At 71.2% G+C, this 24413-nt stretch carries 24 protein-coding genes and 1 riboswitch; of the genes, 16 read left to right on the top strand and 8 right to left on the bottom strand.

What is annotated here, in order from left to right; genetic code table 11:
• Positions 1-127: 127 nt before the first annotated feature.
• A complete protein-coding gene (locus tag ACIP84_RS21040) occupies positions 128-1612 on the bottom strand; it encodes a tetratricopeptide repeat protein (protein ID WP_401799280.1) in 1485 nt (494 codons plus the stop codon).
• 98 nt (positions 1613-1710) lie between these two features.
• Here ACIP84_RS21040 and ACIP84_RS21035 point away from each other — a divergent pair, with 98 nt between their 5' ends.
• Positions 1711-3078 (top strand): FAD-binding oxidoreductase, encoded by a 1368-nt coding sequence (locus tag ACIP84_RS21035; RefSeq protein ID WP_401799278.1) that lies wholly within the window; start codon positions 1711-1713, stop codon positions 3076-3078.
• A 35-nt stretch (positions 3079-3113) separates the two neighbouring features.
• On the opposite strand, the gene ACIP84_RS21030 is transcribed toward ACIP84_RS21035, so the two are convergent.
• A complete protein-coding gene (locus tag ACIP84_RS21030) occupies positions 3114-3605 on the bottom strand; it encodes an SsgA family sporulation/cell division regulator (RefSeq protein ID WP_355958155.1) in 492 nt (163 codons plus the stop codon).
• Between the two features lie 325 nt (positions 3606-3930).
• Between ACIP84_RS21030 and ACIP84_RS21025 the strand changes: the two genes are divergently transcribed.
• Together ACIP84_RS21025 and ACIP84_RS21020 are read left to right on the top strand one after the other, a co-directional pair.
• Positions 3931-5535: an RDD family protein gene (locus tag ACIP84_RS21025; RefSeq protein WP_401799277.1), complete on the top strand. Its 1605-nt coding sequence runs from the start codon at positions 3931-3933 to the stop codon at positions 5533-5535.
• A gap of 110 nt (positions 5536-5645) precedes the next feature.
• The gene (locus tag ACIP84_RS21020; RefSeq protein ID WP_401799276.1) at positions 5646-6440 is read left to right on the top strand and encodes an RDD family protein; all 795 of its coding nucleotides are present in this window, start codon (positions 5646-5648) and stop codon (positions 6438-6440) included.
• Positions 6441-6496: 56 nt separating this feature from the next.
• Here ACIP84_RS21020 and ACIP84_RS21015 read toward each other — a convergent pair whose 3' ends face one another.
• Positions 6497-6775: a hypothetical protein gene (locus tag ACIP84_RS21015; protein WP_355958151.1), complete on the bottom strand. Its 279-nt coding sequence runs from the start codon at positions 6773-6775 to the stop codon at positions 6497-6499.
• 324 nt (positions 6776-7099) lie between these two features.
• Between ACIP84_RS21015 and ACIP84_RS21010 the strand changes: the two genes are divergently transcribed.
• Together ACIP84_RS21010 and ACIP84_RS21005 are read left to right on the top strand one after the other, a co-directional pair.
• Positions 7100-9538: an immune inhibitor A domain-containing protein gene (locus ACIP84_RS21010; RefSeq protein WP_355958149.1), complete on the top strand. Its 2439-nt coding sequence runs from the start codon at positions 7100-7102 to the stop codon at positions 9536-9538.
• Positions 9539-9671: 133 nt separating this feature from the next.
• Entirely contained in the window at positions 9672-9983 is a 312-nt protein-coding gene (locus ACIP84_RS21005; protein ID WP_209495058.1) for a hypothetical protein, read from the top strand.
• 34 nt (positions 9984-10017) lie between these two features.
• On the opposite strand, the gene ACIP84_RS21000 is transcribed toward ACIP84_RS21005, so the two are convergent.
• Both ACIP84_RS21000 and ACIP84_RS20995 read right to left on the bottom strand, forming a co-directional pair.
• Complete coding sequence (locus tag ACIP84_RS21000; protein ID WP_401799273.1) at positions 10018-10617, bottom strand: nicotinamidase; 600 nt, start codon at positions 10615-10617, stop codon at positions 10018-10020.
• 106 nt (positions 10618-10723) lie between these two features.
• The gene (locus ACIP84_RS20995) at positions 10724-12052 is read right to left on the bottom strand and encodes a nicotinate phosphoribosyltransferase (protein ID WP_355958145.1); all 1329 of its coding nucleotides are present in this window, start codon (positions 12050-12052) and stop codon (positions 10724-10726) included.
• Between the two features lie 111 nt (positions 12053-12163).
• Here ACIP84_RS20995 and clpS point away from each other — a divergent pair, with 111 nt between their 5' ends.
• The 10 genes from clpS (at position 12164) to ACIP84_RS20945 (ending at position 19931) form a co-directional block, all read left to right on the top strand.
• Positions 12164-12469, top strand: a complete 306-nt coding sequence (gene clpS / locus ACIP84_RS20990) for an ATP-dependent Clp protease adapter ClpS (RefSeq protein ID WP_030222252.1) — start codon at positions 12164-12166, stop codon at positions 12467-12469.
• Positions 12469-13050, top strand: coding sequence for a DUF2017 domain-containing protein (locus tag ACIP84_RS20985; RefSeq protein WP_401799272.1), 582 nt, complete (start codon positions 12469-12471; stop codon positions 13048-13050). The genes clpS and ACIP84_RS20985 overlap by 1 nt, the downstream gene beginning before the upstream one ends.
• A gap of 334 nt (positions 13051-13384) precedes the next feature.
• A complete protein-coding gene (locus ACIP84_RS20980; RefSeq protein WP_319309590.1) occupies positions 13385-14812 on the top strand; it encodes an amino acid permease in 1428 nt (475 codons plus the stop codon).
• Between the two features lie 123 nt (positions 14813-14935).
• A complete protein-coding gene (locus ACIP84_RS20975; protein ID WP_355958142.1) occupies positions 14936-15364 on the top strand; it encodes a M67 family metallopeptidase in 429 nt (142 codons plus the stop codon).
• A riboswitch (cobalamin riboswitch) is annotated at positions 15357-15491 on the top strand. It overlaps the preceding gene by 8 nt.
• Before the next feature lie 41 nt (positions 15492-15532).
• Positions 15533-16522 (top strand): ABC transporter substrate-binding protein, encoded by a 990-nt coding sequence (locus tag ACIP84_RS20970; RefSeq protein WP_355958140.1) that lies wholly within the window; start codon positions 15533-15535, stop codon positions 16520-16522.
• Positions 16519-17661 carry a FecCD family ABC transporter permease gene (locus tag ACIP84_RS20965; RefSeq protein WP_401799269.1) on the top strand — a complete coding sequence of 381 codons (1143 nt, stop codon included), beginning with the start codon at positions 16519-16521 and terminating at the stop codon, positions 17659-17661. Before ACIP84_RS20970 ends, ACIP84_RS20965 begins: the two co-directional genes overlap by 4 nt.
• On the top strand, positions 17658-18443 hold the full coding sequence (locus tag ACIP84_RS20960) for an ABC transporter ATP-binding protein (protein WP_401799267.1): 786 nt from the start codon (positions 17658-17660) through the stop codon (positions 18441-18443). The genes ACIP84_RS20965 and ACIP84_RS20960 overlap by 4 nt, the downstream gene beginning before the upstream one ends.
• A 44-nt stretch (positions 18444-18487) precedes the next feature.
• Positions 18488-18604 (top strand): putative leader peptide, encoded by a 117-nt coding sequence (locus tag ACIP84_RS20955; protein WP_355958135.1) that lies wholly within the window; start codon positions 18488-18490, stop codon positions 18602-18604.
• Positions 18605-18696: 92 nt separating this feature from the next.
• Positions 18697-18975 carry a MoaD/ThiS family protein gene (locus ACIP84_RS20950; protein ID WP_073913441.1) on the top strand — a complete coding sequence of 93 codons (279 nt, stop codon included), beginning with the start codon at positions 18697-18699 and terminating at the stop codon, positions 18973-18975.
• A gap of 5 nt (positions 18976-18980) precedes the next feature.
• Positions 18981-19931 carry a cysteine synthase gene (locus ACIP84_RS20945; RefSeq protein ID WP_319309584.1) on the top strand — a complete coding sequence of 317 codons (951 nt, stop codon included), beginning with the start codon at positions 18981-18983 and terminating at the stop codon, positions 19929-19931.
• 56 nt (positions 19932-19987) lie between these two features.
• On the opposite strand, the gene ACIP84_RS20940 is transcribed toward ACIP84_RS20945, so the two are convergent.
• Complete coding sequence (locus tag ACIP84_RS20940) at positions 19988-20473, bottom strand: type II toxin-antitoxin system PemK/MazF family toxin (protein ID WP_401799264.1); 486 nt, start codon at positions 20471-20473, stop codon at positions 19988-19990.
• Positions 20474-20676: 203 nt separating this feature from the next.
• On the opposite strand from ACIP84_RS20940, the gene ACIP84_RS20935 reads away from it, so the two are divergent.
• A complete protein-coding gene (locus tag ACIP84_RS20935; RefSeq protein ID WP_401799262.1) occupies positions 20677-21429 on the top strand; it encodes an MBL fold metallo-hydrolase in 753 nt (250 codons plus the stop codon).
• Between the two features lie 63 nt (positions 21430-21492).
• Here the strand turns inward: ACIP84_RS20935 and ACIP84_RS20930 are convergent, their stop codons facing one another.
• Positions 21493-22758, bottom strand: coding sequence for a PTS transporter subunit EIIC (locus tag ACIP84_RS20930; protein WP_355958131.1), 1266 nt, complete (start codon positions 22756-22758; stop codon positions 21493-21495).
• Positions 22759-23069: 311 nt separating this feature from the next.
• The gene (locus ACIP84_RS20925) at positions 23070-24368 is read right to left on the bottom strand and encodes a PTS transporter subunit EIIC (protein ID WP_355958129.1); all 1299 of its coding nucleotides are present in this window, start codon (positions 24366-24368) and stop codon (positions 23070-23072) included.
• Positions 24369-24413 lie beyond the last annotated feature (45 nt).

The following is a 24413-nucleotide window of genomic DNA, read 5'->3' as shown; positions in this document are numbered from 1 at the left end:
GCACGGCGAGGGCGCGCGGGCCGACGGGCCCCGGTCCCACGCGGTGGGTCTGCGGGCCCCGGCCACCCGATCCGGCGGGTTCCGGCCCACGCGGGGGGTGGGCCGGGGCGCCGCCCCCAAGAGCGCGCTACTCCCGCGGTGCCGTGGCCGCCCGTGCCCCCGCCACCGCTGCCGCCGCCCCCGTCGGTTTCGGCGCCGTGCCCGGACCCGCCTCTCGTCCCCTCACCGGAGTCGACTCCGGCTCCCGCTCCGGGCGGAGTTCCTCCGGGAGTTCCGTCGACGGCTCGCCGAGCGCCGCCAGTGCCTCCTCCGCCCTCGGCGCGAGCAGCGGCGAGAAGCGCGGGTTGATCCGCAGCGCCTCCGCCACGTGCCGCCGGGCCGGGCCGTGTTCCTTCAGGGCCCGTTCGATCTCGCCCCGGTGGTACGCGAAGAGGGCGCTCCGCAGGCCCTCCTCCGTGGCCCGTGTCGCGTACTCCAGCGCCTCCTTGGGCTGACCCGCCCGGTACAGCGCCCACCCCAGCGCGTCCGCCACCCGCACCGAGCGGTGCCCGCGCGCCCACTCCGCCCGCATCCGGGTGACCGCCGCCGCCGCGTCGCCGTGGTCCGCGTCGAGCAGGGCGAGGGCCACCTCCCCGCCCGCCCAGGTCCCGGCCCGCAGCCGCTCGTACAGCGCCCGCGCGTCTCCGTTCAGGCCCAGCGACTCGGACAGCTCCCCCGCCTCCAGGACGTATTCCGGCAGCGGCAGCCGGGCCAGTGCCGCCCGCCAGTCCCGCAGCGCCTCGTCGGTGCGGCCCAGCGCGGCGAGCGCCCGCGCCCGGCCCGCGAGCGCGGGCCCGTGGTCCCGTACCTGCGTCAGCGCCGCCCCGAACCGCGCGAGCGCCTCGTCGGGTTCGCCGCGCTCCCACGCCAGGTCCCCGAGCCGCGCCAGCGCGGCCGCCTTGTCCGGGGCCGTCTCGGCGAGCGCCACCGCGTCGAGGGCCGCCGCGTCGGCGTCCTCGCGCCAGCCCCGGTCGCGGTAGGTCTGCGCGGCCCGCGTCCGCACCATCGCGCCCGCGTGGAGCCCCGCCAGGCTCTCCATCGCCTTCTGGGCCGCCTTGTAGTCCCCGAGGCCGTTGTACGCGTCCATCAGGACCGGGTACGCGGGCCAGCGGCGCGGGTCCGCCTTCCGGACCTTCTCGCCCCACTCCTTGGCCGACTTCCAGTCGCCGCGAGCCCCGGCGAGCGCCGCCAGGCCCAGCTGCGCGGCCGTGTTGCCGCGTGCGGCGGGCCGTTCGGCCAGCGAGCGCCGCAGCGCCTGCTCGGCGCGCGGATAGTCCCGTACGTCGCCGAGGCGCGCGCCCCGCTCCGTGTACGCGGCGCCGAGCTCCGCCCAGGACGCGTCGTCGTCCGGGTGGTCGCGGAGCCACTCCTCCCGGTCGGTGATCAGCGCGGCCAGGTCGGGGAGCGCGGCCTGCGCGCCCGCGTGGGCCGCGAGCGTCGCCCGCTCCGCCGGTCCCGGCGGGGGCGGCGGCCCCTGGTCGAGGAGCTCGGGGACGTATAGGAGTGCCGTGGCCGCGAGCACCGCGCCCACTCCGGCCGCGAGGACCGTCCTCGACACGTTCTGCGTCTTCATGGCGCTCACTGTGCGCCCGTCCGCACCTGTACGAAGAGCACACGAAGCGCCCGCCCCGGCGGGTTCACACCGATGGCCCCGGGTGCCACGCTGGAGACATGGACGATCTTCTGACGCGGCTGCGCGCCGGGCTGCCCGCCGAGGCGCTGCTCACCGATCCGGACGTGACCACCTCGTACGCGAACGACATGGCGAGCTTCTGCGAGGCCGGCACCCCGGCGGTCGTGGTGCTGCCGCGCACCGTCGAGCAGGTGCGGCACGTCATGCGCACCGCGACCGAACTCCGCGTCCCCGTCGTCCCGCAGGGAGCCCGCACGGGCCTCTCCGGCGGCGCCAACGCCTCCGAGGGCTGCATCGTGCTCTCCCTGGTCAAGATGGACCGCATCCTGGAGATCAACCCGGTCGACCGGATCGCCGTCGTCGAGCCGGGTGTCGTCAACGCGGTGCTGTCACGGGCCGTCGCCGAGCACGGCCTGTACTACCCGCCGGACCCGTCCAGCTGGGAGACGTGCACCATCGGCGGGAACATCGGCACGGCCTCCGGCGGCCTGTGCTGTGTGAAGTACGGGGTGACGGCCGAGTACGTCCTCGGCCTCGACGTCGTCCTCGCCGACGGCCGGCTCCTGACCACCGGCCGCCGCACCGCGAAGGGCGTCGCCGGCTATGACCTGACCAGGCTCTTCGTCGGTTCGGAGGGCAGTCTCGGCATCGTCGTCCGTGCCGTGCTCCAGCTCAGGCCGCAGCCCCCGGCGCAGCTCGCGCTGGCCGCCGAGTTCCCCTCCGCGGCGGCCGCCTGCGCGGCCGTCTGCACGATCATGGAGCGCGGCCACACCCCGTCGCTGCTCGAACTCATGGACCGCACCACCGTCCAGGCCGTCAACAGGATGGCGCGCATGGGTCTGCCCGACACGACCGAGGCGCTGCTCCTGTGTGCCTTCGACACCCCCGACCCGGCCGCCGATCTGGCCGCCGTGGGGGAGCTGTGCGCGGCGGCGGGCGCCACCGAGGTCGTTCCGGCCGCCGACACGGCCGAGTCCGAACTCCTCCTCCAGGCACGCCGGCTCTCCCTCACGGCCCTGGAGACGATCAAGTCGGCGACGATGATCGACGACGTGTGCGTGCCGCGGACGCGACTCGCCGAGATGCTCGCCGGCACGGCGGCGGTCGCGGAGAAGTACGACCTGACCATCGGGGTCTGCGCGCACGCCGGCGACGGCAACACCCATCCCGTCGTCTGCTTCGACCACACCGACGAGGACGAGTCGCGGCGCGCCCGGGAGTCCTTCGACGAGATCATGGCGCTCGGGCTCGCGCTCGGCGGCACGATCACCGGCGAGCACGGCGTGGGCGTCCTCAAGAAGGAGTGGCTGGCACGGGAGCTGGGGCCGGTCGGACTGGAGCTCCAGCGCGGGATCAAGGCCACCTTCGACCCGTTGGGGCTGCTCAACCCCGGAAAGCTCTTCTGACCCGGGGGACCCGCGGGGTCGCAGGGGTACGGGGCTCACAGCTCGCCGTCCTGCGACTCGTCCGACGGCCACGGGTCGCGCAGCCACAGCTCGTCGGCGATCACGGTGGTCGCCAGGAGTTCGGCGAGTCCGTCGTCGATGCCGAGCCGCTCGGACTCGGTGCCCGGCGGCACCGCGCGCAGGGTCCGCTCCAGCCAGGCGGACACCTGCGCGGAGGGGGCTTCGAGGAGGGCGTCGCCGTCGGGGGAGGAGAGCGCCATCAGGACGACGCTGCGGCCGTCGACCTTCGTCGGCCAGATCCGCACGTCGCCGTGCCCGCAGGCCCGGAACACGCCCTCGACCAGGAGTTCGCGCGCGAACGTCCAGTTGACCGGGTGGTCGGTGCCGATGTGGAACGTGATGTGGACGGCGTACGGGTCGCCCGTGCGGTAGGCGAGCCGGGCGGGGACGGGGACGGCACGCTCGGGCGAGAGCACCAGCTTGAGTTCGAGTTCGCGCTCGACGGTGGTGTTGTCGGTGTTCTGCATGGTCGTACTCCCTCTGGTCGGACCGGCCCCGTGCGGGCCTTCACCGGGAGAGAGCGGGGTACCCGCGGCTCATTACGCGACTTCGGGAGGTTTTCTCGGGAAGTTTTTTCCTGGAGGTGCGTCCGGGCAGGGGAGCGGGCGCATGCCCCGGCCCGAACATCACCGGGAGTGATCGATTCCGGTACGTGTCCCTCTCGAAGGCCGGCTTTCTCCCGGGCTCTTTGTTCCCTCGGGGACGTTCTTCGTTACTGTCCTCCTTGGGCGCGGCACGCCCGGCACGCGGCCGCGCGGTTCAAGGGCGTTGTGACTGAACGGAGTCGGGGCAGTGGCTACTCCTCCTGGAGGCGGCGGAGAGGTACCGCAGGCGGGGTACTACCCGGACCCGTCCATTCCCGGATACATCCGGTACTGGAACGGGGGAGCCTGGGTTCCCGGTACGAGCAGGCCCGCGCCCACGGACGGTGAGGTTCCGCCGGGTCCGCCGGCCTCGGCGATCCCGGCCGGCCCGATCCTGGCCTCCGGCCCCGCGCCGGCACCGGCCGCCGCGCAGCCGGCCCGGACCGAACCGGAGCCGCTCCCGCCGCATCAGCCCGCGCAACACCAGCCGCAGCAGCGCCCGTCGCGGCAGAACCAGCCCCACCAGCTCCCCGAGCAGCAGCTCCCCGAGCAGTCGTACCAGCCGCGGTCCGCGCCCCCGCTCGAACCCGCACGCCCCGCCGCAGCCGTACCGGCGCAGGACCGGGCGACCGCGCAGGACCGGGCGCCGGCGCAGCTCCCCGCGCAGGACCGGGCGCCGGCGCAGCTCCCCGCGCAGGACCGGGCACCCGCCCCGGCCCCCGTACCCGCCGTGGAGGAGACCGGACCCGTCTTCTTCGACGAGGAGCCGGCCCCCGCGGAGCCCGCCTCGGCCTGGCAGGCGGACACCTCCCGCCAGACCGGCTTCGGCGGCGACCTCGACCAGAGGGTCTCCTGGGGCGCGCCCCGGACCCCCGACCCGCGCACCCCGGCGGACTGGCCGGTCGCCGGTGCGGGTGAACCCGAGCCCGAGAGCGCGGCGCGGTCCGCCGCCCCGGCGACGGACCCCCGGGCCACCGGGGGAGCGGCGCGCCTCGGTGGGATGCCGGTCACGCCGATCCCCACCCCCGCTCCCGCGCCCGCCGCGGCCCCTCAGCAGCCCCAGCCGGCCCCGCGGGCCCCCCGGCCCCAGCCGACTCCCCAGCCGGCCCCCGAGCCCGCCCCGGCGGCCGCCCCGGCACCCGCGCCCGGCCCCGTGCACCAGGCGCCCGCTCCGGCCCCGGCGCCCGCCACCCCCTCCTGGGCCCAGCAGGCCCAGCCGCAGGCACAACAGCCCCAGCCGCAGCCCCAGTCCCAGGACCCGCAGCAGCCCGTCGTCCCCTGGAAGCCGCCCGTCGACGACCTGTTCGTCCAGGCGGCCCGCGCGCAGGCCTCCGCGCGCCCCGCCGGTCTCGGCCGGAGGCTGATCGCCCGGCTGGTCGACACCCTCGTCCTGGGCGCGCTCGTCGGCGCCGCCGCCTTCCCGTTCGTGACCGCCGCCCTCGACCACATCGACGGCAAGATCGACGCGGCCAAGCAGTCCGGCGTCACCGTCCAGGTGTGGCTGGTCGACGGCACGACCTCCGTGCAGTTCGGCATCGCGCTGGCCGCGTTCTTCGTCATCGGCGTCCTGTACGAGGCGCTGCCCACCGCCAAGTGGGGGCGCACGCTCGGCAAGAAGCTGTGCGGGATCGAGGTGCGGGACATCGAGGCGCACCAGCCGCCGAGGTTCGGGGCGGCGCTGCGCCGCTGGCTCGTCTACAGCGTCCTGGGCCTCCTGGCCGTCGGCGTCCTCAACGTCCTGTGGTGCCTCTTCGACCGCCCCTGGCGGCAGTGCTGGCACGACAAGGCGGCCCGCACCTTCGTGGCGCGCTGACCCGCCGGCCGTCGGCCCCCGGCCTGACCGGGCGGTCCCCGGCGGCCGGGGGTCCCCCGAACGGGCGGTGATTCCTTGCGGGGGCGCCCGGCCCGGGATGCACTGCCCCCATGAGCACCGACCAGCCGCCGCCCGGCCAGCCGCCCGAGGAGGACCCGTTCCTCAAGAGGCCGCAGGAGCCTCCGCCGCCCTCCGCAGGCCAGCCGCCCCCGGCCGGACCGCCCCCGGAAGGGCCTCCGCCCGGGGGGCGTCCGCCGGGCGGTCCGCCGCCGGAAGGCACTCCGCCGGGAGGTCCGCCGCCGGGGAGCCCGTACGGACCCACGGGCGGTTCGCCGTACGGTCCCTCGGGCGGCTCCCCGTACGACAGCGCGCCGCCGCCCCCGTACGGCGGCTACGGCGCCGGGTACGGAGGGACCGATCCGCTCTCCGGGATGCCGCCGCTCGCCGAGTCCGGAAAGCGCATCATCGCCCGGATCATCGACTGGCTGATCATCGCGATCCCCCTGGCGATCATCGGCATCCCGTTCAAGATCTACTCGCGGGCGACCGAGGACGGCAACGACTTCGGCGACACGGTCAACAGCCTCAACGGCGGCAGCCAGCTGGTCTTCCAGCTGATCACGATCGTCGCGTTCGTCGCGTACGACACGGTGATGGTGGCGAAGAACGGCCAGACGCTCGGCAAGAAGTGGATGAAGCTGCGGGTCGCGATGCTCAACGACGGCTCGACGCCGCCGATGAGCCAGTCGCTGCTGCGCGCGATCGTCCTGTGGCTGCCCGCCCTGATCTGCTGCGCCTGCCTGTGGCCGCTGCTCCTGCTGATCCTGATCCTGGTCGACAAGCCCTACAAGCAGGGTCTGCACGACAAGGCGGCGAAGACGGTGGTGGTCTCCGTCCCGCAGTAGCCGAACCGGCGTCGTCCGCGCGGATCCGGCGGAGACGGCTTTTTACGGACGAGGTGTCACGAACCGGTCCGGGTGTCGACTCCCGCGCCCACGCGCGCGGTCGGTACCCGGGCCTCTTCGTGCGCGGCGGGTGCCGGAGTCGGTGCGGCGGTCTTGACGCCGGTCGTGCGCAGGGGCATCGTCACGGCCACGAGCAGTCCGAGCAGCAGGCCGGCGAGGCTGGTCACCGTGATGCCGAGCGTGGTCGTCGTACCGGAGAGCAGCAGCAGGGCGACGGTCGCGAGGACGACGGTGGCCGAACCACAGGTGAGTTGCGCGGCGTTCGGACGCTGCATGACACGTACCGCCCTCTCAGGACAACGGTTCGACTCTAAGGCCGTGGATGCCCGGGCGGAACCGAAGTAAGCGTGACCTCACCCACGATGCGGGGGCACGGGGGGCGCACGGAGTCACGGGTCATGTGAATTTTCCCCGTGAGGCGCCTGCTGATCGTCCGATAATCGGAATTCGGCTCCCGCATAGTGCAGTTGGTATGTGCAAGTCAAGATCTGTCTTTTCTTGTCTCCCTCCGGTCGAATGTCGTCACTTGTGACGCGCGACCCGCCGGACGGACACCCCACCTTCGGTCCGAAGCGCGGGCGCCGGGGAGGACATATCAAGTGACCAACAGACGACGGGCGATCAGAACGTCCGCAGTTGTTGTGGCGCTCGCGGCTACCGCCGCCACCGCCTCGACCTTCACCACCGCATGGGCCGACAATCACGCAGGCGTGAACCCGGCCGATGTCCGTCACGACCCGGCGCCCGGCGCCGGGATCGACAAGACGGCGGTCGACCACGACCTCGAGGGTCCCTTCAGCGAGCAGCAGGAGCAGCAGCGCAAGGCTGCCCTGGAGCAGGTGCTGAGCGGCGAGTCGAAGGTGGAGCGGCGAAACGGCTCCCAGGTCGTCAAGCTCGACGACAAGAAGTACGTCGAGCTCGGCCGTGAGAAGACCGACAAGATCTTCACGATCCTCGTCGAGTTCGGCGACAAGGTGGACAACACCACCCTCGTCGACCGTGCGGACGACGACACGACCGAGCCGAAGCCGAAGTTCGGCGGCACGCCCGGTCCCCTGCACAACCAGATAGCCAAGCCCGACCGGGAGCACGACAACTCCACGGAGTGGCAGGCGGACTACAACCAGAAGCACTTCCAGGACCTGTACTTCGGCACCGGCAAGGACGCCAAGGGACAGCCCAAGCAGTCGCTGAAGACCTACTACGAGAAGACCTCGTCCGGCCGTTACTCGGTCGACGGCGGCGTCTCCGACTGGGTCAAGGTCGAGTACAACGAGGCCCGTTACGGCTCGAACTACTGCGGCAACAGCAACTGCTCCAACGTCTGGGACGCCGTCCGCGACGGTGTCACGGCGTGGACCGCGGACCAGAAGGCCAAGGGCCGTACCGACGCCCAGATCAAGGCCGACCTGGCGCAGTACGACCTGTGGGACCGGTACGACTTCGACGGCGACGGCAACTTCAACGAGCCCGACGGGTACATCGACCACTTCCAGATCGTCCACGCGGGCGAGGACGAGTCGGCGGGCGGCGGCGCCCAGGGCGGCGACGCCCTGTGGGCCCACCGCTGGTACGCCTACGGCACCAACGCGGGCAAGACCGGCCCGGCCAACAACAAGGCCGGCGGCACGCAGATCGGTGACTCCGGCATCTGGGTCGGCGACTACACGATGCAGCCGGAGAACGGCGGCCTCGGCGTCTTCGCGCACGAGTACGGCCACGACCTCGGTCTGCCGGACCTGTACGACACGTCCGGCCTCAAGGGCGCCGAGAACTCGACCGGCTTCTGGTCGCTCATGTCCTCCGGCTCCTGGCTCGGCCGCGGCAAGGACGCCATCGGCGACCTGCCCGGCGACATGAACGCCTGGGACAAGCTGCAGCTCGGCTGGCTGAACTACACCAAGGTCGCCAACGAGGCCCGCAAGTGGAACTCCACCCACAAGCTGGGCGTGGCCGAGTACAACACCAAGAACCCCCAGGCGCTCGTCGTCGAGCTGCCGAAGAAGGCCGTCACCACCGATGTCGTCGCGCCCGCCGAGGGTGCCACGCAGTGGTGGAGCAACATGGGTGACGACCTCAAGAACACCCTGACCCGCTCCGTCGACCTGACGGGCAAGACGTCCGCCTCCCTGAAGCTCAAGGGCTGGTACGACATCGAGCTCGACTACGACTACCTCTACACCGAGGTGTCGACCGACGGCGGCGCCAACTGGACGGCCCTGGACGGCACCGCCGACGGCAAGCCGCTCCCGCGCGACGCCAGCGGCGCCCCGGCGCTGACCGACGTCTCGGGCACGCACAAAGAGCTCGTCTACGGCCTCAACGCCTACGCGGGCAAGAAGTTCGACCTCCGCTTCCGCTACCAGACGGACGGCGGCGCCGGCGGCAAGGGCTTCACGGCCGACGCCATCACGCTGACCGCCGACGGTGCCACCGTCTTCGCGGACGGCGCCGAGAACGGTGACAACGGCTGGGCGGCCAAGGGCTTCTCGCGGGTCGGCAAGGGCTTCACGAAGGAGTACGAGCAGTACTACATCGCGGAGAACCGCCAGTACGTCTCGTACGACGCCACCCTCAAGGTCGGCCCGTACAACTTCGGGTTCACCGGTGACAAGGCGAGCTGGGTCGAGCACTACCCGTACCAGAACGGCCTGCTCATCTGGAAGTGGGACCTCTCCCAGAAGGACAACAACACCGCGGTCCACCCGGGCCAGGGTCTGATCCTTCCGGTCGACTCCCACCCGACCCCGCTGAAGTTCAAGGACGGCAGCCTGATGCGCAACCGCGTCCAGGCCTACGACTCCACCTTCGGCACCTACCGGACCGACAGCCTCCTGCTCCACAAGGCCGACGTCGCGGCGTTCGTCCCGTCGCTGCCGGGCAACCCGGTCTTCGACGACCGCAAGGGCACGTACTGGCTCCAGGAGACGGCGCGCGCCGGTGTCCAGGTAACTGACACCAACACGAAGATCCAGGTCGTCAAGGAGCCGAAGAACGGCGAGACGATCACGGTCCGCGTGGGTCCGTCCACGAAGTAATCGGTAAAACCGCAGGTCAAAGCATGATCGGCCGTCGCCCCTCTAGCGGGCGGCGGCCGATCGTGTTTAGGTGCGTCTGACGCATCAGACCGATGTTCTTATTGACAGTCGATCCACGGGGGAGTGGTTCCGCATGCCCAACGGAGGGTTCTGCAAGTTGCCGGGAGGCAGCGTGGTCGTCGCGATAGGGCTGCCGAGCCCGGCCCGCGACGGCGCCAGCGTCCGCTTCCTGGTCCACGCCGCCAACCGTGCCCGCGCCCTGACCCGGCTGCGGAACCTCGGGCTGCGGGCGGTCTACCTCCGGGGCAACACCGAACCGCCCACCCCCGACGAGATCACGGCCGTCCTCCACCACCCCGACGGCCTGCTGTGGAGATCCGCGCCCGGCGCCGCCCAGGAGCTCTGGCACCCCGTACGGTCCCTCCCCAGGGAACCCGCGGCCTGAGGCCGCCCCGTCGTCCGGGCCCCCGCGGGACCGCTCAGGCCACCACGGGCTTGCCGGTCAGCTCCACGTCCGCCGTCCGCAGCTCCGCCAGGGCCCGGTCCGTCGTCTCCTTGGCGACGCCGGCCGTCAGGTCGAGCAGGACGCGGGTGCGGAAGCCCTCACGGGCCGCGTCCAGGGCCGTCGCCCGCACGCAGTGGTCGGTGGCGATGCCCACCACGTCGACCTCGGTGACGTCCCGCTCACGGAGCCACTCCGCGAGCGTCCGCCCGTTCTCGTCGTGCCCCTCGAAGCCGCTGTAGGCCGCGTCGTACGCGCCCTTGTCGAAGACGGCGTCGATCGCCCCGCTGGCGACGGCCGGCGCGAAGTTCGGGTGGAAGCCGACACCCTCCGTGCCGGCCACGCAGTGCACCGGCCAGGAGGTGACGTAGTCCGGCTCCTCACCGGCCGGCGCGAAGTGCGCGCCCGGGTCGACGTGGTGGTCGCGGGTGGCGATCACGTGCCGGTAGGAGCTGCCCGCCGTCTGGCCGACCAGGTCGGTGATGGCGGCGGCGACGTCCGCGCCGCCGGTCACCGCGAGGCTGCCGCCCTCGCAGAAGTCGTTCTGAACGTCCACAACGATCAATGCGCGGTGCATGGCGGGTGTCCTTAACGCGTCGGGGAGGGGTGGGACCGAGCCTAGAGAATCGGCCCGCCCACCGGGAGGGGGCGGGTCCGGTCTCCGTGGGGCTCTGGAGGTACCTCTAGAGGTACTCCGTCGGGAGCACCGGCTCGCCCCGGGAGAGCTGGATCGCCGACATCGGCAGCCCGGCGCGGGCCGCGATGTGCCGGGACCGCGCGGCCTCCAGGGGCTCCCGGGCCACCACGTCGCCGCCCTTGACCAGCTCGACCAGGAGCTGGTGGTCGGCGAGCTCCGGCGGTACCGGGCCGGTGCCCACGACCTCGGCCTCGGCGACGCCGTACGCGTCGGGGCGGCGCGCCGCCCACTTGCGTCCGCCGACCGAGGCCTTGCCTCCGAGGGACTTCTTGGCGACCGGGGTGAGGGGGGCCTTGAGGTCGGCCGAGGAGGCGCGGGCGACCAGCTTGTAGACCATGGAGCAGGTCGGGTGGCCGCTGCCGGTGACCAGCTGGGTGCCCACTCCGTAGGCGTCGACCGGGGCCGCCGCGAGGGAGGCGATGGCGTACTCGTCGAGGTCCGAGGTGACGACGATCCTCGTGTCCCGCGCACCCAGCTCGTCGAGCTGCTGCCGGACCCGGTGGGCGACGAGCAGCAGGTCGCCGGAGTCGATCCGGACGGCCCCGAGCTCGGGGCCCGCCACCTCGACGGCGGTGCGCACGGCCTCGGCCACGTCGTAGGTGTCGACGAGCAGGGTCGTACCGCGTCCGAGGCTCTCGACCTGGGCGCGGAAGGCGTCCCGCTCGCTGTCGTGGACGAGCGTGAAGGCGTGGGCGGAGGTGCCGACGGTCGGGATGCCGTAGCGGAAGCCGGCCGCGAGGTCGGAGGTGGAGTCGAAGCCGCCGACGTACGCGGCGCGGGCGGCGGCGACGGCCGCCAGCTCGTGGGTGCGCCGGGCGCCCATCTCGATGAGGCGGCGCCCGCCGGCCGCGGCCGACATGCGGGAGGCGGCGGCGGCGATGGCGGAGTCGTGGTTGAGGATGGAGAGGATCACCGTCTCCAGGAGCACGCACTCGGCGAAGGAGCCCTCGACGCGCAGCACGGGCGAGCCGGGGAAGTACACCTCGCCCTCGGGGTAGCCCCAGATGTCACCGGTGAAGCGGTAGCGGGCGAGCCATTCGAGGGTCGGCTCGTCGACGATGCCGTGCTCGCGCAGGAAGCCCAGGACGGCGGGGTCGAACCGGAAGTTCTCGACGGCGTCGAGGACCCGGCCGACGCCCGCGAGGACGCCGTAGCGCCGGCCCTCGGGCAGTCGCCGGGTGAAGACCTCGAAGACCGAGCGTCGGTCGGCGGTGCCGCCCCGGAGGGCGGCCTGGAGCATGGTCAGCTCGTACTGATCGGTGAAGAGCGCGGTCGACGGCACGTCCACCGGCAGCCCAAGGTCCGCAGCGTTCATGTCAGCGATGCTAGCGCAGAAATCGTCAGAGTGACGAATAGTGGCGCGAGCGGGTGACGGGCGGGTGACCCGTTTGTGCGACGGGCCCTCCGGGGTGGCAGCATGGGGTGAGTGAGCGTCGCGCCTATTGAGATCGAACGTACGGAATCGGCCGAGGAGGTCTCCGCGGTCGTCGAACCCGACGTGCCGTGGGTGACCCTCGTGCACAACGATCCGGTCAACCTGATGAGCTACGTGACCTACGTCTTCCAGGCGTACTTCGGCTACTCCAAGGACAAGGCGCACAAGCTGATGCTCGACGTGCACCACAAGGGCCGCGCGGTGGTCTCCAGCGGCACCCGCGAGGAGATGGAGCGCGACGTGCAGGCGATGCACGGCTACGGCCTCTGGGCGACCCTCACCCAGGACCGCGGCTGATGGCCGGCCGCTTCGAGAACCTGCCCGGCGGCGGCGCGGCCGTCGCCCTCGACGACGTCGAGATCTCCATCCTCCGCTCCCTCGCCGTCCAGCTCATGGAGCTGATCGGGCCGGGCGACGAGCCCGCCCAGGACGCCGACCCGCTGGCCGCGCTCTTCGCCGAGGGTCCCAGCAAGCCGCCGTCCGACCCCGCGCTCAAGCGCCTCTTCCCCGACGCGTACGGGGACGACAGCGAGGAGCTGCGGGCGGCCGCCTCCGACTTCCGCCGCTTCACCGAGAACGACCTGCGGGCCCGCAAGCGCGAGGACGCCCTCGTCGTCGTCCGCGCCCTCGACGCGCTCTCCGCCGACGCGGCGGGCGAGGGTGGCGCCGTCCTGAAGCTGACCCCGGACGAGGCCCGTGCCTGGCTCGGCGCGCTCAACGACCTCCGGCTGACCATCGGCACCCGCCTGGAGGTCACCGACGAGGAGGGGGAGCAGCTGTACCGGCTGCCGGACTCCGACCCGCGCAAGCCGATGGTGATGGCGTACCTCTGGCTGGGGGCTCTCCAGGAGTCCCTCGTCGAGACCCTGATGTCCTGACCGATCCCCCTCCGGACACCCCTCCGTGACGGGGTGTTCGCTCAGCGGACGCTCAAATCCGGATAACGAATGCGTTATCAGAGCGTCCGCTTTGGCATCTTGAATCCCTTTCGCCTGCCGGTTTCTGTGGCGTGCACCACACGCAACTCCCTCGATCACGCGTCAGCCCGTGATAAATCTTCACGACCGCTCGGGGACGCCACCCCTGTTCCCGAGGGCGCTTCGACCGGCTGACCGCCGGTGGCACTCCATCCACATCCGGGGGGATCAGGATCTGATCCGCGGCAGACGCACTCGCAGTCGCGCGGATCAGCATGGAGAAAGGCGCACCACCATGACCTCTGTGCAGGTCGACAAGCAGCACGACGGCACCGACGGGGCCGTGGACGGCGGCGAGGGCTACCAGCGTGGCCTCGGCGCCCGGCAGATCCAGATGATCGCGATCGGCGGTGCCATCGGTACCGGCCTCTTCCTCGGCGCCGGCAAGGCCATCGCCAAGGCGGGGCCCAGCCTGATCCTCGCGTACGCCATCGCGGGCCTGGTCATCTTCTTCATCATGCGCGCCCTCGGCGAGCTCCTCATGTACCGCCCCGTGTCCGGCTCCTTCGCGGAGTACGCACGGGAGTTCGTCGGCCCGTTCTGGGGCTTCGTGACCGGCTGGACGTACTGGCTCTTCTGGGTCGTCACCGGCATCACCGAAGTCACCGCCGCGGCCACCTATATGACGTACTGGTGGGACATCCCGCAGTGGATCTCCGCGCTGGTCTTCACGTTCGTCCTCTACGGCGCCAACCTGATCTCCGTGAAGCTCTTCGGTGAGCTGGAGTTCTGGTTCTCCATGGTCAAGGTCACCGCCATCATCGGCATGATCCTGATCTGCGCCGGCATCCTCACCATCGGCTTCTCCGACGCCGGCGACACCGCCTCCGTGACCCACCTGTGGGACCAGGGCGGCTTCTTCCCCACCGGCATCGGCAACACGCTGATGACCCTGCAGATCGTCATGTTCGCGTTCCTCGCGGTCGAGCTGGTCGGCGTCACCGCCGGCGAGTCCAAGGACCCGAAGACCGTCCTGCCCAAGGCCATCAACACCGTGCCGTGGCGCATCGCCGTCTTCTACGTCGGCGCGCTGATCATGATCCTGTCGGTCGTCCCGTGGACCGAGTTCCAGCCGGGCGTCTCCCCGTTCGTCGCCGCCTTCGAGAAGATGGGCCTCGGCGTCGGCGCCGCCATCGTCAACTTCGTGGTGCTGACCGCCGCCCTGTCCTCCTGCAACTCGGGCATGTACTCCACCGGCCGCATGCTGCGCGACCTCGCGCTCAACGGCCAGGGCCCGAAGGTCTTCACCAAGCTCACCAAGAGCGGCACCCCGCTGCTCGGCCTGACCTTCTCGGCCTCGCTGATGCTGGTCGGCGTCTGGATCAACTACGTCGCCCCGGGCAAGGCCTTCGAGTACGTCGTCTCCTTCGCCACCATCTCCGGCATGTGGGCCTGGATCATGATCCTGGTCTGCCAGATCCGCTACCGGGCCAAGGCCAACCGCGGCGAGCTCCCCGAGTCCACCTTCAAGGCCCCGGGAGCCCCGTACACCAGCTGGTTCGCGCTCCTCTTCATCGGCATGGTCATCGTGATGATGGGCATCGACGAGGGCGCCCGGGTCTCGCTGTACGCCGCCCCCGTCTGGGGCCTCATCCTCGGTGTCTCCTACCTGGTCCTGAAGTCCCGCAACCCCGAGGGCGCCGCCTTCGCCAAGCGGTCCTGACCGGACCCCACGGACGATCGCCCCGGGCCGTCCCCCAAGGGCCCTGACCACGATCGTCTCGGCATACGGGCCGTTCCGTACCACTCCCCGGTACGGAACGGCCCGTCGGCTTATCCTGTCGGCATGCTGACCATCACCCGGGCCCTGTACGACCAGATCGTGAAACACTCGCGCGCGGACCACCCCGACGAGGCCTGCGGCGTGGTCGCGGGCCCGGCCGGCACCGGCCGCCCCGAGCGGTTCATCCCGATGCTCAACGCGGCCCGCTCGCCCACCTTCTACGAGTTCGACTCCGCGGACCTGCTCAAGCTCTACCGCGAGATGGACGACCGGGACGAGGAGCCCGTCATCGTCTACCACTCGCACACCGCGACCGAGGCCTACCCGTCCCGCACGGACATCTCGTACGCCAACGAGCCCCAGGCCCACTACGTCCTCGTCTCCACCGCGGACAGCGACGGCGCCGGCCCCTTCCAGTTCCGCTCCTTCACCATCGTCGAGGGCGTCGTGACCGAGGAAGAGGTCAAGGTCGTCGAGGAGTACGACGCCTGAGACACTGACGGGGACCTACGGGCGGCAGGACCCAGGAAGCCGGTGCGAATCCGGCACGGTCCCGCCACTGTGACCGCCTCCTCCGGGAGACGGAAGCCAGGAACTGACCTGCCGCCTTCTCACCACCGATCGGGGACGTGGAAATCCCCGGAGGAGGCACGTTCCGTCATGTCCTGGCCCCGCCGCACCCGGCTGCCCCTGGCGCCCCTGCTGTCCGCCGCCGCACTGCTCCCGCTGCTCGCCGCCTGCTCGGCCCCCGCGACGGAGACCCCCGCCGCCAAGACCGCCCCGGGATTCCCGTACACCGTCTCCAACTGCGGCGTGAAGACGACCTTCAAGGCCCCGCCGAAGCGTGCGGTCACCATGAACCAGCACGTCACCGAGGTCATGCTCGCCCTCGGCCTGGAGAAGTCCCTCGTCGGCACCGCCTACCTCGACGACGCGATCCTCCCCGCCTACAAGAAGGCGTACGACTCCGTCCCCGTCCTCGCGAAGGAGTACCCCTCCAAGGAGGCCCTGCTCGCCGCGAACCCCGACTTCGTCTACGGCGGTTACTCCTCCGCCTTCGCGAGCAAGGACGGCCGCAGCCGCGACGACCTGAAGCGGGCCGGCATCGACACCCGGCTCAACACCGAGTACTGCCCGTCCGGTTCGCCCTCCGTCGACGACCTCTACCGCGAAGTCGACGAGATCGGCCGGACGTTCGGCGTCCCCGACCGGGCCGAGAAGTGGGTCCGGGAGGCGCGGACCACCGTCGCCGCCACCGAGAAGCGCCTCAAGGGCACCGCGCCCGTCTCCGTCTTCGTCTACGACAGCGGCGACAAGACCGCCTTCACCGCCGGCGGCAAGGGCATCGGCAACGAGCTCATCAGCCGCGCCGGAGGCCGGAACGTCTTCGCCGACCTCGACAAGGCCTTCGGCGACGCCACCTGGGAACAGGTCGTCGCCCGCAAGCCCGAGGTCGTCGTCATCTACGACTACGGCTCCACCACCGTCGAACAGAAGAAGAAGCGGCTGATCGACGACCCGGCCCTCAAGGACGTCCCCGCGATCAGGAACCGCCGGTTCGCCGTGATGCCGCTCTCCGACACCGTCCTCGGCGTCCGCGTCCCCGCGGCCGTCGACAAGCTGGCGGCCCAGCTCCACCCGGGCCGATGAGCCCGGAGACCCGCGCCGCGGGCTCCGCGCGGCCCGTGCCGCCCGCCCGGTCCGCCCCGTCGGCAGGGGCCGGCGCCGGGCGATCGGGTCCGCCCCCGCGGACGCGGGGCGGGCCGCTGCGGTACGCGGTCGTCGTCGCCGGACTCGTCGTCGCCCTCGCCGCCGCGGCCCTCGCCTCGCTCGCCCTCGGCTCCGTCCGCATCCCGCCCGGCCAGGTCCTCGACGCCCTCACCGGACGCGCCCCCGACCCCTCCCCGTACCGCACGATCGTCCTCGACGTACGGCTGCCCCGGGTGCTGCTCGGCGCGGTCGTCGGCGCCGGGCTCGCCGTCGTCGGCGCCGTCCTCCAGGCCCTCGTCCGCAACCGGCTCGCCGACCCCTTCCTCCTCGGGATCTCCTCCGGCGCCTCCGCCGGAGCCGTCCTCGTCCTGGTCGCCGGCGGGGGAGCGGGCCTCGTGGGCGGCATCACCACCACGCTCGCCCTGCCCGCCGGCGCCTTCGCGGGAGCCCTGCTCGCCCTCGTCCTCGTCTACGGGCTCGCCCGCCGCGGCGGCACCCTGACCAGCACCCGGCTCGTCCTCGCCGGTGTCGCCGTCTCCTACATCCTGTCCGCCCTCGCCACCCTGCTCCTGGTCGTCGCCGGACGCCCCGAGCAGTTCCAGGAGGCCATGTACTGGTCCCTCGGAGGCCTCGGCAGCGCCCGCTGGGACACCCTGGTCCTGCCCGCCGCCGTCCTCGCCGTCGGCGTCGCCGCCCTCCTCACCCTCGCCCGCCCGCTCGACCTGCTCCTCGTCGGCGAGGAGGGCGCCACCGTCCTCGGCCTGGACACCGCCCGCTTCCGCGCCGCCGTCTTCGTCCTCGCCTCCCTCGTCACCGCCGTCATGGTCGCCGCCAGCGGAGCCGTCGGCTTCGTCGGCCTGATGGCCCCGCACGCCGCCCGGCTCGCCGTCGGCGCCCCGCACCGCCGGCTCCTCCCGGTCGCCGCGCTCGGCGGAGCGCTCGCCCTGGTCCTCGCCGACCTCGGCGCCCGGACCGTCGCCGCCCCCCAGGACATCCCCGTCGGCATCCTCACCGCCCTCACCGGCGGCCCGTTCTTCCTCTGGCTGATGCGCCGCCGCCCGGAAGGAGCACAGCCGTGACCGAACTGAGCCTGCACGGCCTCTCGTACGAGGACCGGCTCCGCTCCGTCGACCTCACCGTCCGCCCGGGCGAGACCGTCGGCCTCATCGGCCCCAACGGCAGCGGCAAGACCACCCTCCTGCGCTGCGTCTACGGCACCCTCACCCCCACGGCGGGCCGCGCCCTCCTCGACGGCGACGACCTGCACGGCCTCGGCCCCAAGGCCCGCGCCCGCCGCGTCGCCACCGTCCCCCAGGACAGCGCCCTCGAGTTCGAACTCACCGTCGGCGAACTCGTCGCCCTCGGCCGCTCCCCGCACAAGCGGTTCTGGGAGGGCGACACCGGCGCCGACCGGGGGCGCGCCGAGGACGCCCTCGCCCGCGTCGGCCTCGCGGACCTCGCCGACCGCCCGTACCCCACCCTCTCCGGCGGCGAACGCCAACGCGCGCTGGTCGCCCGCGCCCTCGTCCAGGACCCGGCCCTCCTCGTCCTCGACGAACCCACCAACCACCTGGACATCCGCCACCAGCTCGACGTCCTGGCCCTCGTCCGTACCCTGGGCACCACCAACCTGCTCGCGCTCCACGACCTGAACCTGGCGGGGGCGTACTGCGACCGGATCTACGTCCTGGAGCGCGGAAGGCTCGTCACCGGCGGCACACCCACCGAGGTCCTCACCCCCGCCCTGCTCAAGGCGGTCTACGGGGTGGAGGCCGAGGTCATCCCGCATCCGAGGACGGGGAGCCCCACCGTCCTCTTCCAGCACCGTCCGGCAGTCGGGCAGGAATCATCCACCATGTGAGATCACATTCCGAAACCCGGACCGGGAATCGATACGATGAGCCCATGGTTTCCCACGACGTGAGCGAAGAGACTCCGGGCACACCGCTGCTCGTCGCGCGCCTGCACGTCGACCTGTGCCGCCTCGCCAGCGCGATCTGTCCGTCCCGCGCTGCGCTCTGAGCGACCGGCCGAGCGCACTTACGTACGACCCCCCTCCGCGCGGGGGCCCCAGCAGCGCGCCCATCACGCCACTTCCGACAGGAGCCCACGCCATGGCCATCGAGGTCCGCATCCCGACCATCCTCCGCACCTACACCGACGGCGAGAAGGCCGTCGAGGGCAGCGGTGGCACCCTCGCCGAGCTCTTCGCCGACCTGGAGTCCCGCCACGCCGGGATCGAGGCCCGCATCGTCGACGACGGCAAGCTCCGCCGCTTCGTCAACGTCTACCTCAACGACGAGGACGTCCGCTTCCTCGACGGCATCGACACCAAGCTGACCGACGGCGACAACGTCACGATCCTGCCGGCCGTCGCCGGTGGCATGGTCTGATCCACATGCGCTACGACTCCTCGCTGGCGGCGGTCGGCAACACGCCGCTCGTCCGCCTCCCCCGGCTCTCGCCCTCGGACGACGTCCGCATCTGGGCGAAGCTGGAGGACCGCAACCCGACCGGCTCGGTCAAGGACCGCCCCGCGCTCCACATGATCGAGCAGGCGGAGAAGGACGGCCGTCTCACCCCCGGCTGCACCATCCTGGAGCCGACCAGCGGCAACACCGGTATCTCCCTGGCCATGGCCGCCAAGCTCAAGGGCTACCGCATCGTCTGCGTCATGCCCGAGAACACCAGCGAAGAGCGTCGCCAGCTGCTCTCCATGTGGGGCGCGGAGATCATCTCGTCCCCCGCGGCAGGCGGATCGAACACGGCGGTACGCGTCGCCAAGGAGATCGCGGCGGAGAACCCGACCTGGGTGATGCTCTACCAGTACGGCAACCCGCACAACGCGGGCGCCCACTACGCCACCACCGGCCCCGAGATCCTCGCCGACCTGCCCTCCATCACCCACTTCGTGGCGGGGCTCGGCACCACCGGCACCCTCATGGGCGTCGGCCGCTACCTCCGCGAGCAGAAGCCCGACGTCAAGATCGTCGCCGCCGAGCCGCGCTACGACGACCTCGTCTACGGCCTCCGGAACCTCGACGAGGGCTTCGTGCCGGAGCTGTACGACGCCTCCGTCCTCACCACCCGCTTCTCCGTCGGCTCTGCCGACGCGGTCACCCGCACCCGCGAACTCCTCCAGCAGGAGGGCATCTTCGCGGGCGTCTCCACGGGCGCGGCCCTGCACGCGGCCATCGGCGTCGGCAACAAGGCGGTGAAGGCGGGCGAGAGCGCGGACATCGCGTTCGTCGTCGCGGACGGCGGCTGGAAGTACCTCTCGACGGGCCTCTACACGGCCAAGACGACAGAGGAAGCCATCGCAGCGGTCCAGGGTCAACTCTGGGCGTAAGGCCCCCGCGCCTGAACCCGCACCCGCAGGGCCCGCGCCCGCACAGCGCTCACGCGCTACCGCGCCAGATGGCGGACCCGGTCCCAGAGGACCGGGTCCGCCATCCCCGCTTTCCGCCGGAACTCCGAAACAGGCACCTCCCGGAGCTCGTCCGTCTCCAGGAAGCTCGGCCGCCCCTGCGCATCCCCGACCGCACCCGGCGGCAGCGCGATCACCCCGGGCCGCTCGTCGTGGTACCTGCTGGTGATCTTGGCGACGAGCGCGCTGTCCCCTCGTACCGACAGCACGAGACAGGGCCGGTCCTTCGACCCGGGCCCGTCCTCGAAGGGCACGTCCGCCCACCAGATCTCCGCGGCCCGCGGCGACCGCGACGGAGCCTTCCGCGGCCCGGTGGGCCGGGCAGGCGGCCGGGTCCGTCCCGCCGGGCGTCCCGCCGAACGTCCCGAGGGGCGGCGCGACGAACGCCGCCACCCGTCGGCGAGCGCCACCACCAGTGCGATCACCACGACCGCGACCAGCGCGGGCCACCACGACGTGTCCATACCTCAAGACGGTACCGGCGCACGACTCACTCCGCCGACGCGGCCCACCATCCATCCGAACCGGTGACAGAGCCCGTGAGTTCGCCCACAACGGGCCACCGCAAAGGAGCGACAGGCCCTGGCGCGCCTTACGCTCGACAGACCGCACAGCCTCCCCCTTCCTCAGCGCGCTTTCCGTATCCGTCCACGGAGGTTCACGCTCCATGAAGCTCACCGTCGTCGGCTGCTCCGGGTCGTTCCCGTCCGCGGATTCGGCCTGTTCGAGCTACCTCGTCGAGGCCGACGGCTTCCGGCTGCTCCTCGACATGGGCAACGGCGCCCTGGGCGAGCTGCAGCGACACATCGGTCTGTACGACCTCGACGCGATCTTCCTCAGTCATCTCCACGCGGACCACTGCATCGACATGTGCGGGTACTTCGTCGCCCGCTACTACCGGCACGAGGGCGGACGCTGCGACGCGATCCCCGTCTACGCCCCGGAGGGCGCCGAGCAGCGCCTGACCACGGCGTACGCGGACACCCCTTCGCCCAGTTCGATGAGCGAGGTCTTCGACTTCCGCACCCTGAAGTCGGAGGCGTTCGAGATCGGTCCGTTCTCCGTCCGTACGGAGAAGGTGTGCCATCCGGTGGAGGCGTACGGCATCCGGGTCGAGCACGGCGGCCGCTCGCTGACGTACTCCGGGGACACCGGGGTCTGCGAGTCGCTGCACAAGCTCGCCGAGGGCACCGACCTCTTCCTCTGCGAGGCCTCCTTCACCCACGGCAAGGAGGACATCCCGGCCCTCCACCTCAACGGCCGCGAGGCGGGCGCCGAGGCGACCCGCTCGTCGGTGGGCCGGCTCGTCCTGACCCACATCCCGCCGTGGACGGACGGCGAACAGAACCTGGCGGACGCCCGCCAGGTGTACTCGGGCCCGTCGGAGCTGGCGAGACCGGGCGCGGTCTACGAGATCTGAGCACACGGGAAGGGCCCCGGAACCGTACGGTTCCGGGGCCCTTCCCATGCTGCGGGGTGAGGCTCACGCCTTGGTGAGGTCCTCGATCTCCTCGTCGGACTCGCGGCCCGGCGTCGGGAGGTTGAACTTGGTGATCGCGAAGCGGAAGACCACGTAGTAGATCGCCGCGAAGACGAGACCGATCGGGATGATCAGCCACGGCTTGGTCGCGAGGTTCCAGTTCAGCAGGTAGTCGATGCCGCCGGCCGAGAAGGTGAAGCCCGCGTGGACACCGAAGGCCCAGGTGACGGCCATGGACACGGCGGTCAGGACGGCGTGGATCGCGTACAGGACCGGCGCGATGAACATGAAGGTGAACTCGATCGGCTCCGTGATGCCGGTGACGAAGGAGGTCAGCGCGAGGGAGACCATCATGCCCATCACGGCCTTGCGGCGCTCGGGGCGAGCGGCGTGGGCGATGGCGATGGCGGCGGCCGGGAGGCCGAACATCATGATCGGGAAGAAGCCCGACATGAAGATTCCGGCGCTCGGGTCACCGGCGAAGAAGCGGTTGAGGTCACCGTGGACGACCTCGCCGGCGGCGTTGGTGAAGTCACCGATCTGGAACCAGGAGACGGTGTTCACGAACTGGTGCATGCCGACGGGGATCAGCGCGCGGTTGATGAGGCCGAAGAGGCCGGCGCCACCGGCACCGAGGCCGGTCATCCACTCGCCGAAGTTGGAGATGCCCTCACCGATGGGCTCCCAGACCAGACCGAACACGACACCGACGAGGGTGCCGACGAAGGCCATGATGATCGGGACGAGGCGGCGGCCGTTGAAGAAGCCGAGCCAGTCGACGAGCTTGGTCCGGTGGAACTTCTGCCACAGGACGGCCGCGATGAGACCCATCAGGATGCCGCCGAGGACACCCGGGTTGTTGTACTTCGCGGCGACGTCGACGCCCTTGTTGGCGGTCGTGTTGATGACGGCGTCGGCGACGGGGAAGGCCTTCAGCACGTTGCTGTAGACCAGGAAGCCGACGAGCGCGGCGAGGGCGGTGGAGCCGTCCGCCTTCTTGGCGAAGCCGATGGCGACACCGATGCAGAAGAGCAGGGGCAGGTTGTCGAAGACCGCGCCGCCGGCGGTGGCGAAGACAGAGGCGACCTTGTCCCAGCCGAGACCGTCCGCGCCGAAGACGTCGGGCTGGCCGAGACGGAGCAAGATACCCGCGGCCGGCAGCACGGCGATCGGCAGCTGCAGGCTGCGACCGACCTTCTGCAGGCCCTGGAACAGGCCGGATCCGCGCTTCTTCGCGGGAGCGGCGGCCTGGGCGGTGGCCGTACTCATCAACTTCCTCCAGTAAGGCAAGGCGCCGCCAGAGGACAGTGGAAAGGGGGGACGGCGACGTCTCGTGGAACGCGGTGGTCTGGACCGCGTGGTCTACACCAATGAGTGGTGTAGACCAGTTGTAGCACGTGAGACTTAGATAAGGAACCTGCGAATTTTGTGTGCTCAGCCATAGCTGGAAATGCACGACATAAGGCCCCCGGACCGTCAGGTCCAGGGGCCTTCAGCGGGGCTTACGGCAGGGGCGAAAGCCCCGAAACGGTCAGGCTCTGCAGGGTGACCGCGGCGCTACCTGACGTTGTCGCACCGACTCACTTGACGTTGTCGCGCTCCATGGCGTCCCCCACCTCGTCCGGCTCGCGGCCGGGTGTCTGGAGGTCGAACTTGGTGATGGCGAACCTGAAGATCGCGTAGTACACGACCGCGAACGCGAGACCGATCGGAATGATCAGCCACGGCTTCGTCGCGAGGTTCCAGTTGATCACGTAGTCGATCAGGCCGGCCGAGAAGCTGAAGCCGTCCTTCACGCCGAACGCCCAGGTCACCGCCATCGACACACCCGTGAGCACGGCGTGGACCGCGTACAGCAGCGGGGCGATGAAGAGGAACGAGTACTCCAGCGGCTCGGTGATGCCGGTGACGAACGACGTCAGCGCCACCGACAGCATCAGACCGCCGACCTCCTTGCGGCGGTGCGGCTTCGCGCAGTGGGTGATCGCGAGCGCCGCCGCCGGCAGCGCGAACATCATGATCGGGAAGAAGCCCGTCAGGAACTGGCCGGCGTTCGGGTCGCCCGCGAGGAACATCGGGATGTCACCGTGGACCACCGTGCCGTCCGGCTTCTCGTACGTGCCGAACTGGAACCAGATGGGCACGTTGAGGAACTGGTGCAGGCCGATGACGAGCAGCGCCCGGTTCGCCACGCCGAAGATGCCCGAACCCCACGAGCCGAGACCGACCAGCCAGTCGCTGAAGCTCTCCAGCGCGTCACCGATCGGCGGCCAGATCCACAGGCAGATCGCGGCGAAGGCGATCGCCACGAACGTCATGATGATCGGGACGAGACGGCGGCCGTTGAAGAAGCCCAGCCAGTCGACCAGCTTCGTCCGGTGGTAGCGCTGCCACAGGTACGCGGTGAGCAGACCCATCACGATGCCGCCGAAGACACCGGGGTTCTGGTACGTGTAGCCCGCGAACGAGTCGTCGATCGCGAGGCAGCCGCCGCCGATGTCCTTCGAGCCCGACGGGCAGTCCTTCGGGAACTGGCGCAGCACGTTGTAGTAGACGAGGAAGCCCACGACTGCCGCGAGCGCGGTCGACCCGTCCGCCTTCTTCGCCATGCCGATCGCGACGCCGATGCAGAAGAGGAGCGGCAGACCGAGATTGCCGTCGAGCAGCGCGCCGCCCGCGCCCGCCATCACCTTGGCGACGTTGTCCCAGCCCAGCCCGTCCGCGCCGAACACGTCCGGCTGCCCGAGCCGGTTGATGATGCCCGCGGCCGGGAGGACGGCGATGGGGAGCTGGAGGCTGCGGCCCATCTTCTGGAGGCCCTGGAAGAGTCCGCCCCACACGGACTTCTTCGGCTGCGCCGCAGCGCTGTCGGTACTCATCGGCGTCCTCCCTGCCCGGAACAAGCCGGGTCCGCGTCACGTTGC

Origin of the sequence: Streptomyces sp. NPDC088707 (assembly GCF_044752725.1) — a bacterium.
Classification (GTDB): domain Bacteria; phylum Actinomycetota; class Actinomycetes; order Streptomycetales; family Streptomycetaceae; genus Streptomyces.
This window is presented reverse-complemented; position numbering and strand designations above follow the sequence as displayed.

What these genes read in the sequence shown, in the direction of transcription:
- ACIP84_RS21040 (WP_401799280.1), bottom strand. Translation starts at nt 1,612, where the DNA reads ATGAAGACGCAGAACGTGTCGAGGACGGTCCTCGCGGCCGGAGTGGGC.
- ACIP84_RS21035 (WP_401799278.1), top strand. Translation starts at nt 1,711, where the DNA reads ATGGACGATCTTCTGACGCGGCTGCGCGCCGGGCTGCCCGCCGAGGCG.
- ACIP84_RS21030 (WP_355958155.1), bottom strand. Translation starts at nt 3,605, where the DNA reads ATGCAGAACACCGACAACACCACCGTCGAGCGCGAACTCGAACTCAAG.
- ACIP84_RS21020 (WP_401799276.1), top strand. Translation starts at nt 5,646, where the DNA reads ATGAGCACCGACCAGCCGCCGCCCGGCCAGCCGCCCGAGGAGGACCCG.
- ACIP84_RS21015 (WP_355958151.1), bottom strand. Translation starts at nt 6,775, where the DNA reads ATGCAGCGTCCGAACGCCGCGCAACTCACCTGTGGTTCGGCCACCGTC.
- ACIP84_RS21005 (WP_209495058.1), top strand. Translation starts at nt 9,672, where the DNA reads ATGCCCAACGGAGGGTTCTGCAAGTTGCCGGGAGGCAGCGTGGTCGTC.
- ACIP84_RS21000 (WP_401799273.1), bottom strand. Translation starts at nt 10,617, where the DNA reads ATGCACCGCGCATTGATCGTTGTGGACGTTCAGAACGACTTCTGCGAG.
- ACIP84_RS20995 (WP_355958145.1), bottom strand. Translation starts at nt 12,052, where the DNA reads ATGAACGCTGCGGACCTTGGGCTGCCGGTGGACGTGCCGTCGACCGCG.
- ACIP84_RS20985 (WP_401799272.1), top strand. Translation starts at nt 12,469, where the DNA reads ATGGCCGGCCGCTTCGAGAACCTGCCCGGCGGCGGCGCGGCCGTCGCC.
- ACIP84_RS20980 (WP_319309590.1), top strand. Translation starts at nt 13,385, where the DNA reads ATGACCTCTGTGCAGGTCGACAAGCAGCACGACGGCACCGACGGGGCC.
- ACIP84_RS20975 (WP_355958142.1), top strand. Translation starts at nt 14,936, where the DNA reads ATGCTGACCATCACCCGGGCCCTGTACGACCAGATCGTGAAACACTCG.
- ACIP84_RS20970 (WP_355958140.1), top strand. Translation starts at nt 15,533, where the DNA reads ATGTCCTGGCCCCGCCGCACCCGGCTGCCCCTGGCGCCCCTGCTGTCC.
- ACIP84_RS20965 (WP_401799269.1), top strand. Translation starts at nt 16,519, where the DNA reads ATGAGCCCGGAGACCCGCGCCGCGGGCTCCGCGCGGCCCGTGCCGCCC.
- ACIP84_RS20955 (WP_355958135.1), top strand. Translation starts at nt 18,488, where the DNA reads ATGGTTTCCCACGACGTGAGCGAAGAGACTCCGGGCACACCGCTGCTC.
- ACIP84_RS20950 (WP_073913441.1), top strand. Translation starts at nt 18,697, where the DNA reads ATGGCCATCGAGGTCCGCATCCCGACCATCCTCCGCACCTACACCGAC.
- ACIP84_RS20945 (WP_319309584.1), top strand. Translation starts at nt 18,981, where the DNA reads ATGCGCTACGACTCCTCGCTGGCGGCGGTCGGCAACACGCCGCTCGTC.
- ACIP84_RS20940 (WP_401799264.1), bottom strand. Translation starts at nt 20,473, where the DNA reads ATGGACACGTCGTGGTGGCCCGCGCTGGTCGCGGTCGTGGTGATCGCA.
- ACIP84_RS20935 (WP_401799262.1), top strand. Translation starts at nt 20,677, where the DNA reads ATGAAGCTCACCGTCGTCGGCTGCTCCGGGTCGTTCCCGTCCGCGGAT.
- ACIP84_RS20930 (WP_355958131.1), bottom strand. Translation starts at nt 22,758, where the DNA reads ATGAGTACGGCCACCGCCCAGGCCGCCGCTCCCGCGAAGAAGCGCGGA.
- ACIP84_RS20925 (WP_355958129.1), bottom strand. Translation starts at nt 24,368, where the DNA reads ATGAGTACCGACAGCGCTGCGGCGCAGCCGAAGAAGTCCGTGTGGGGC.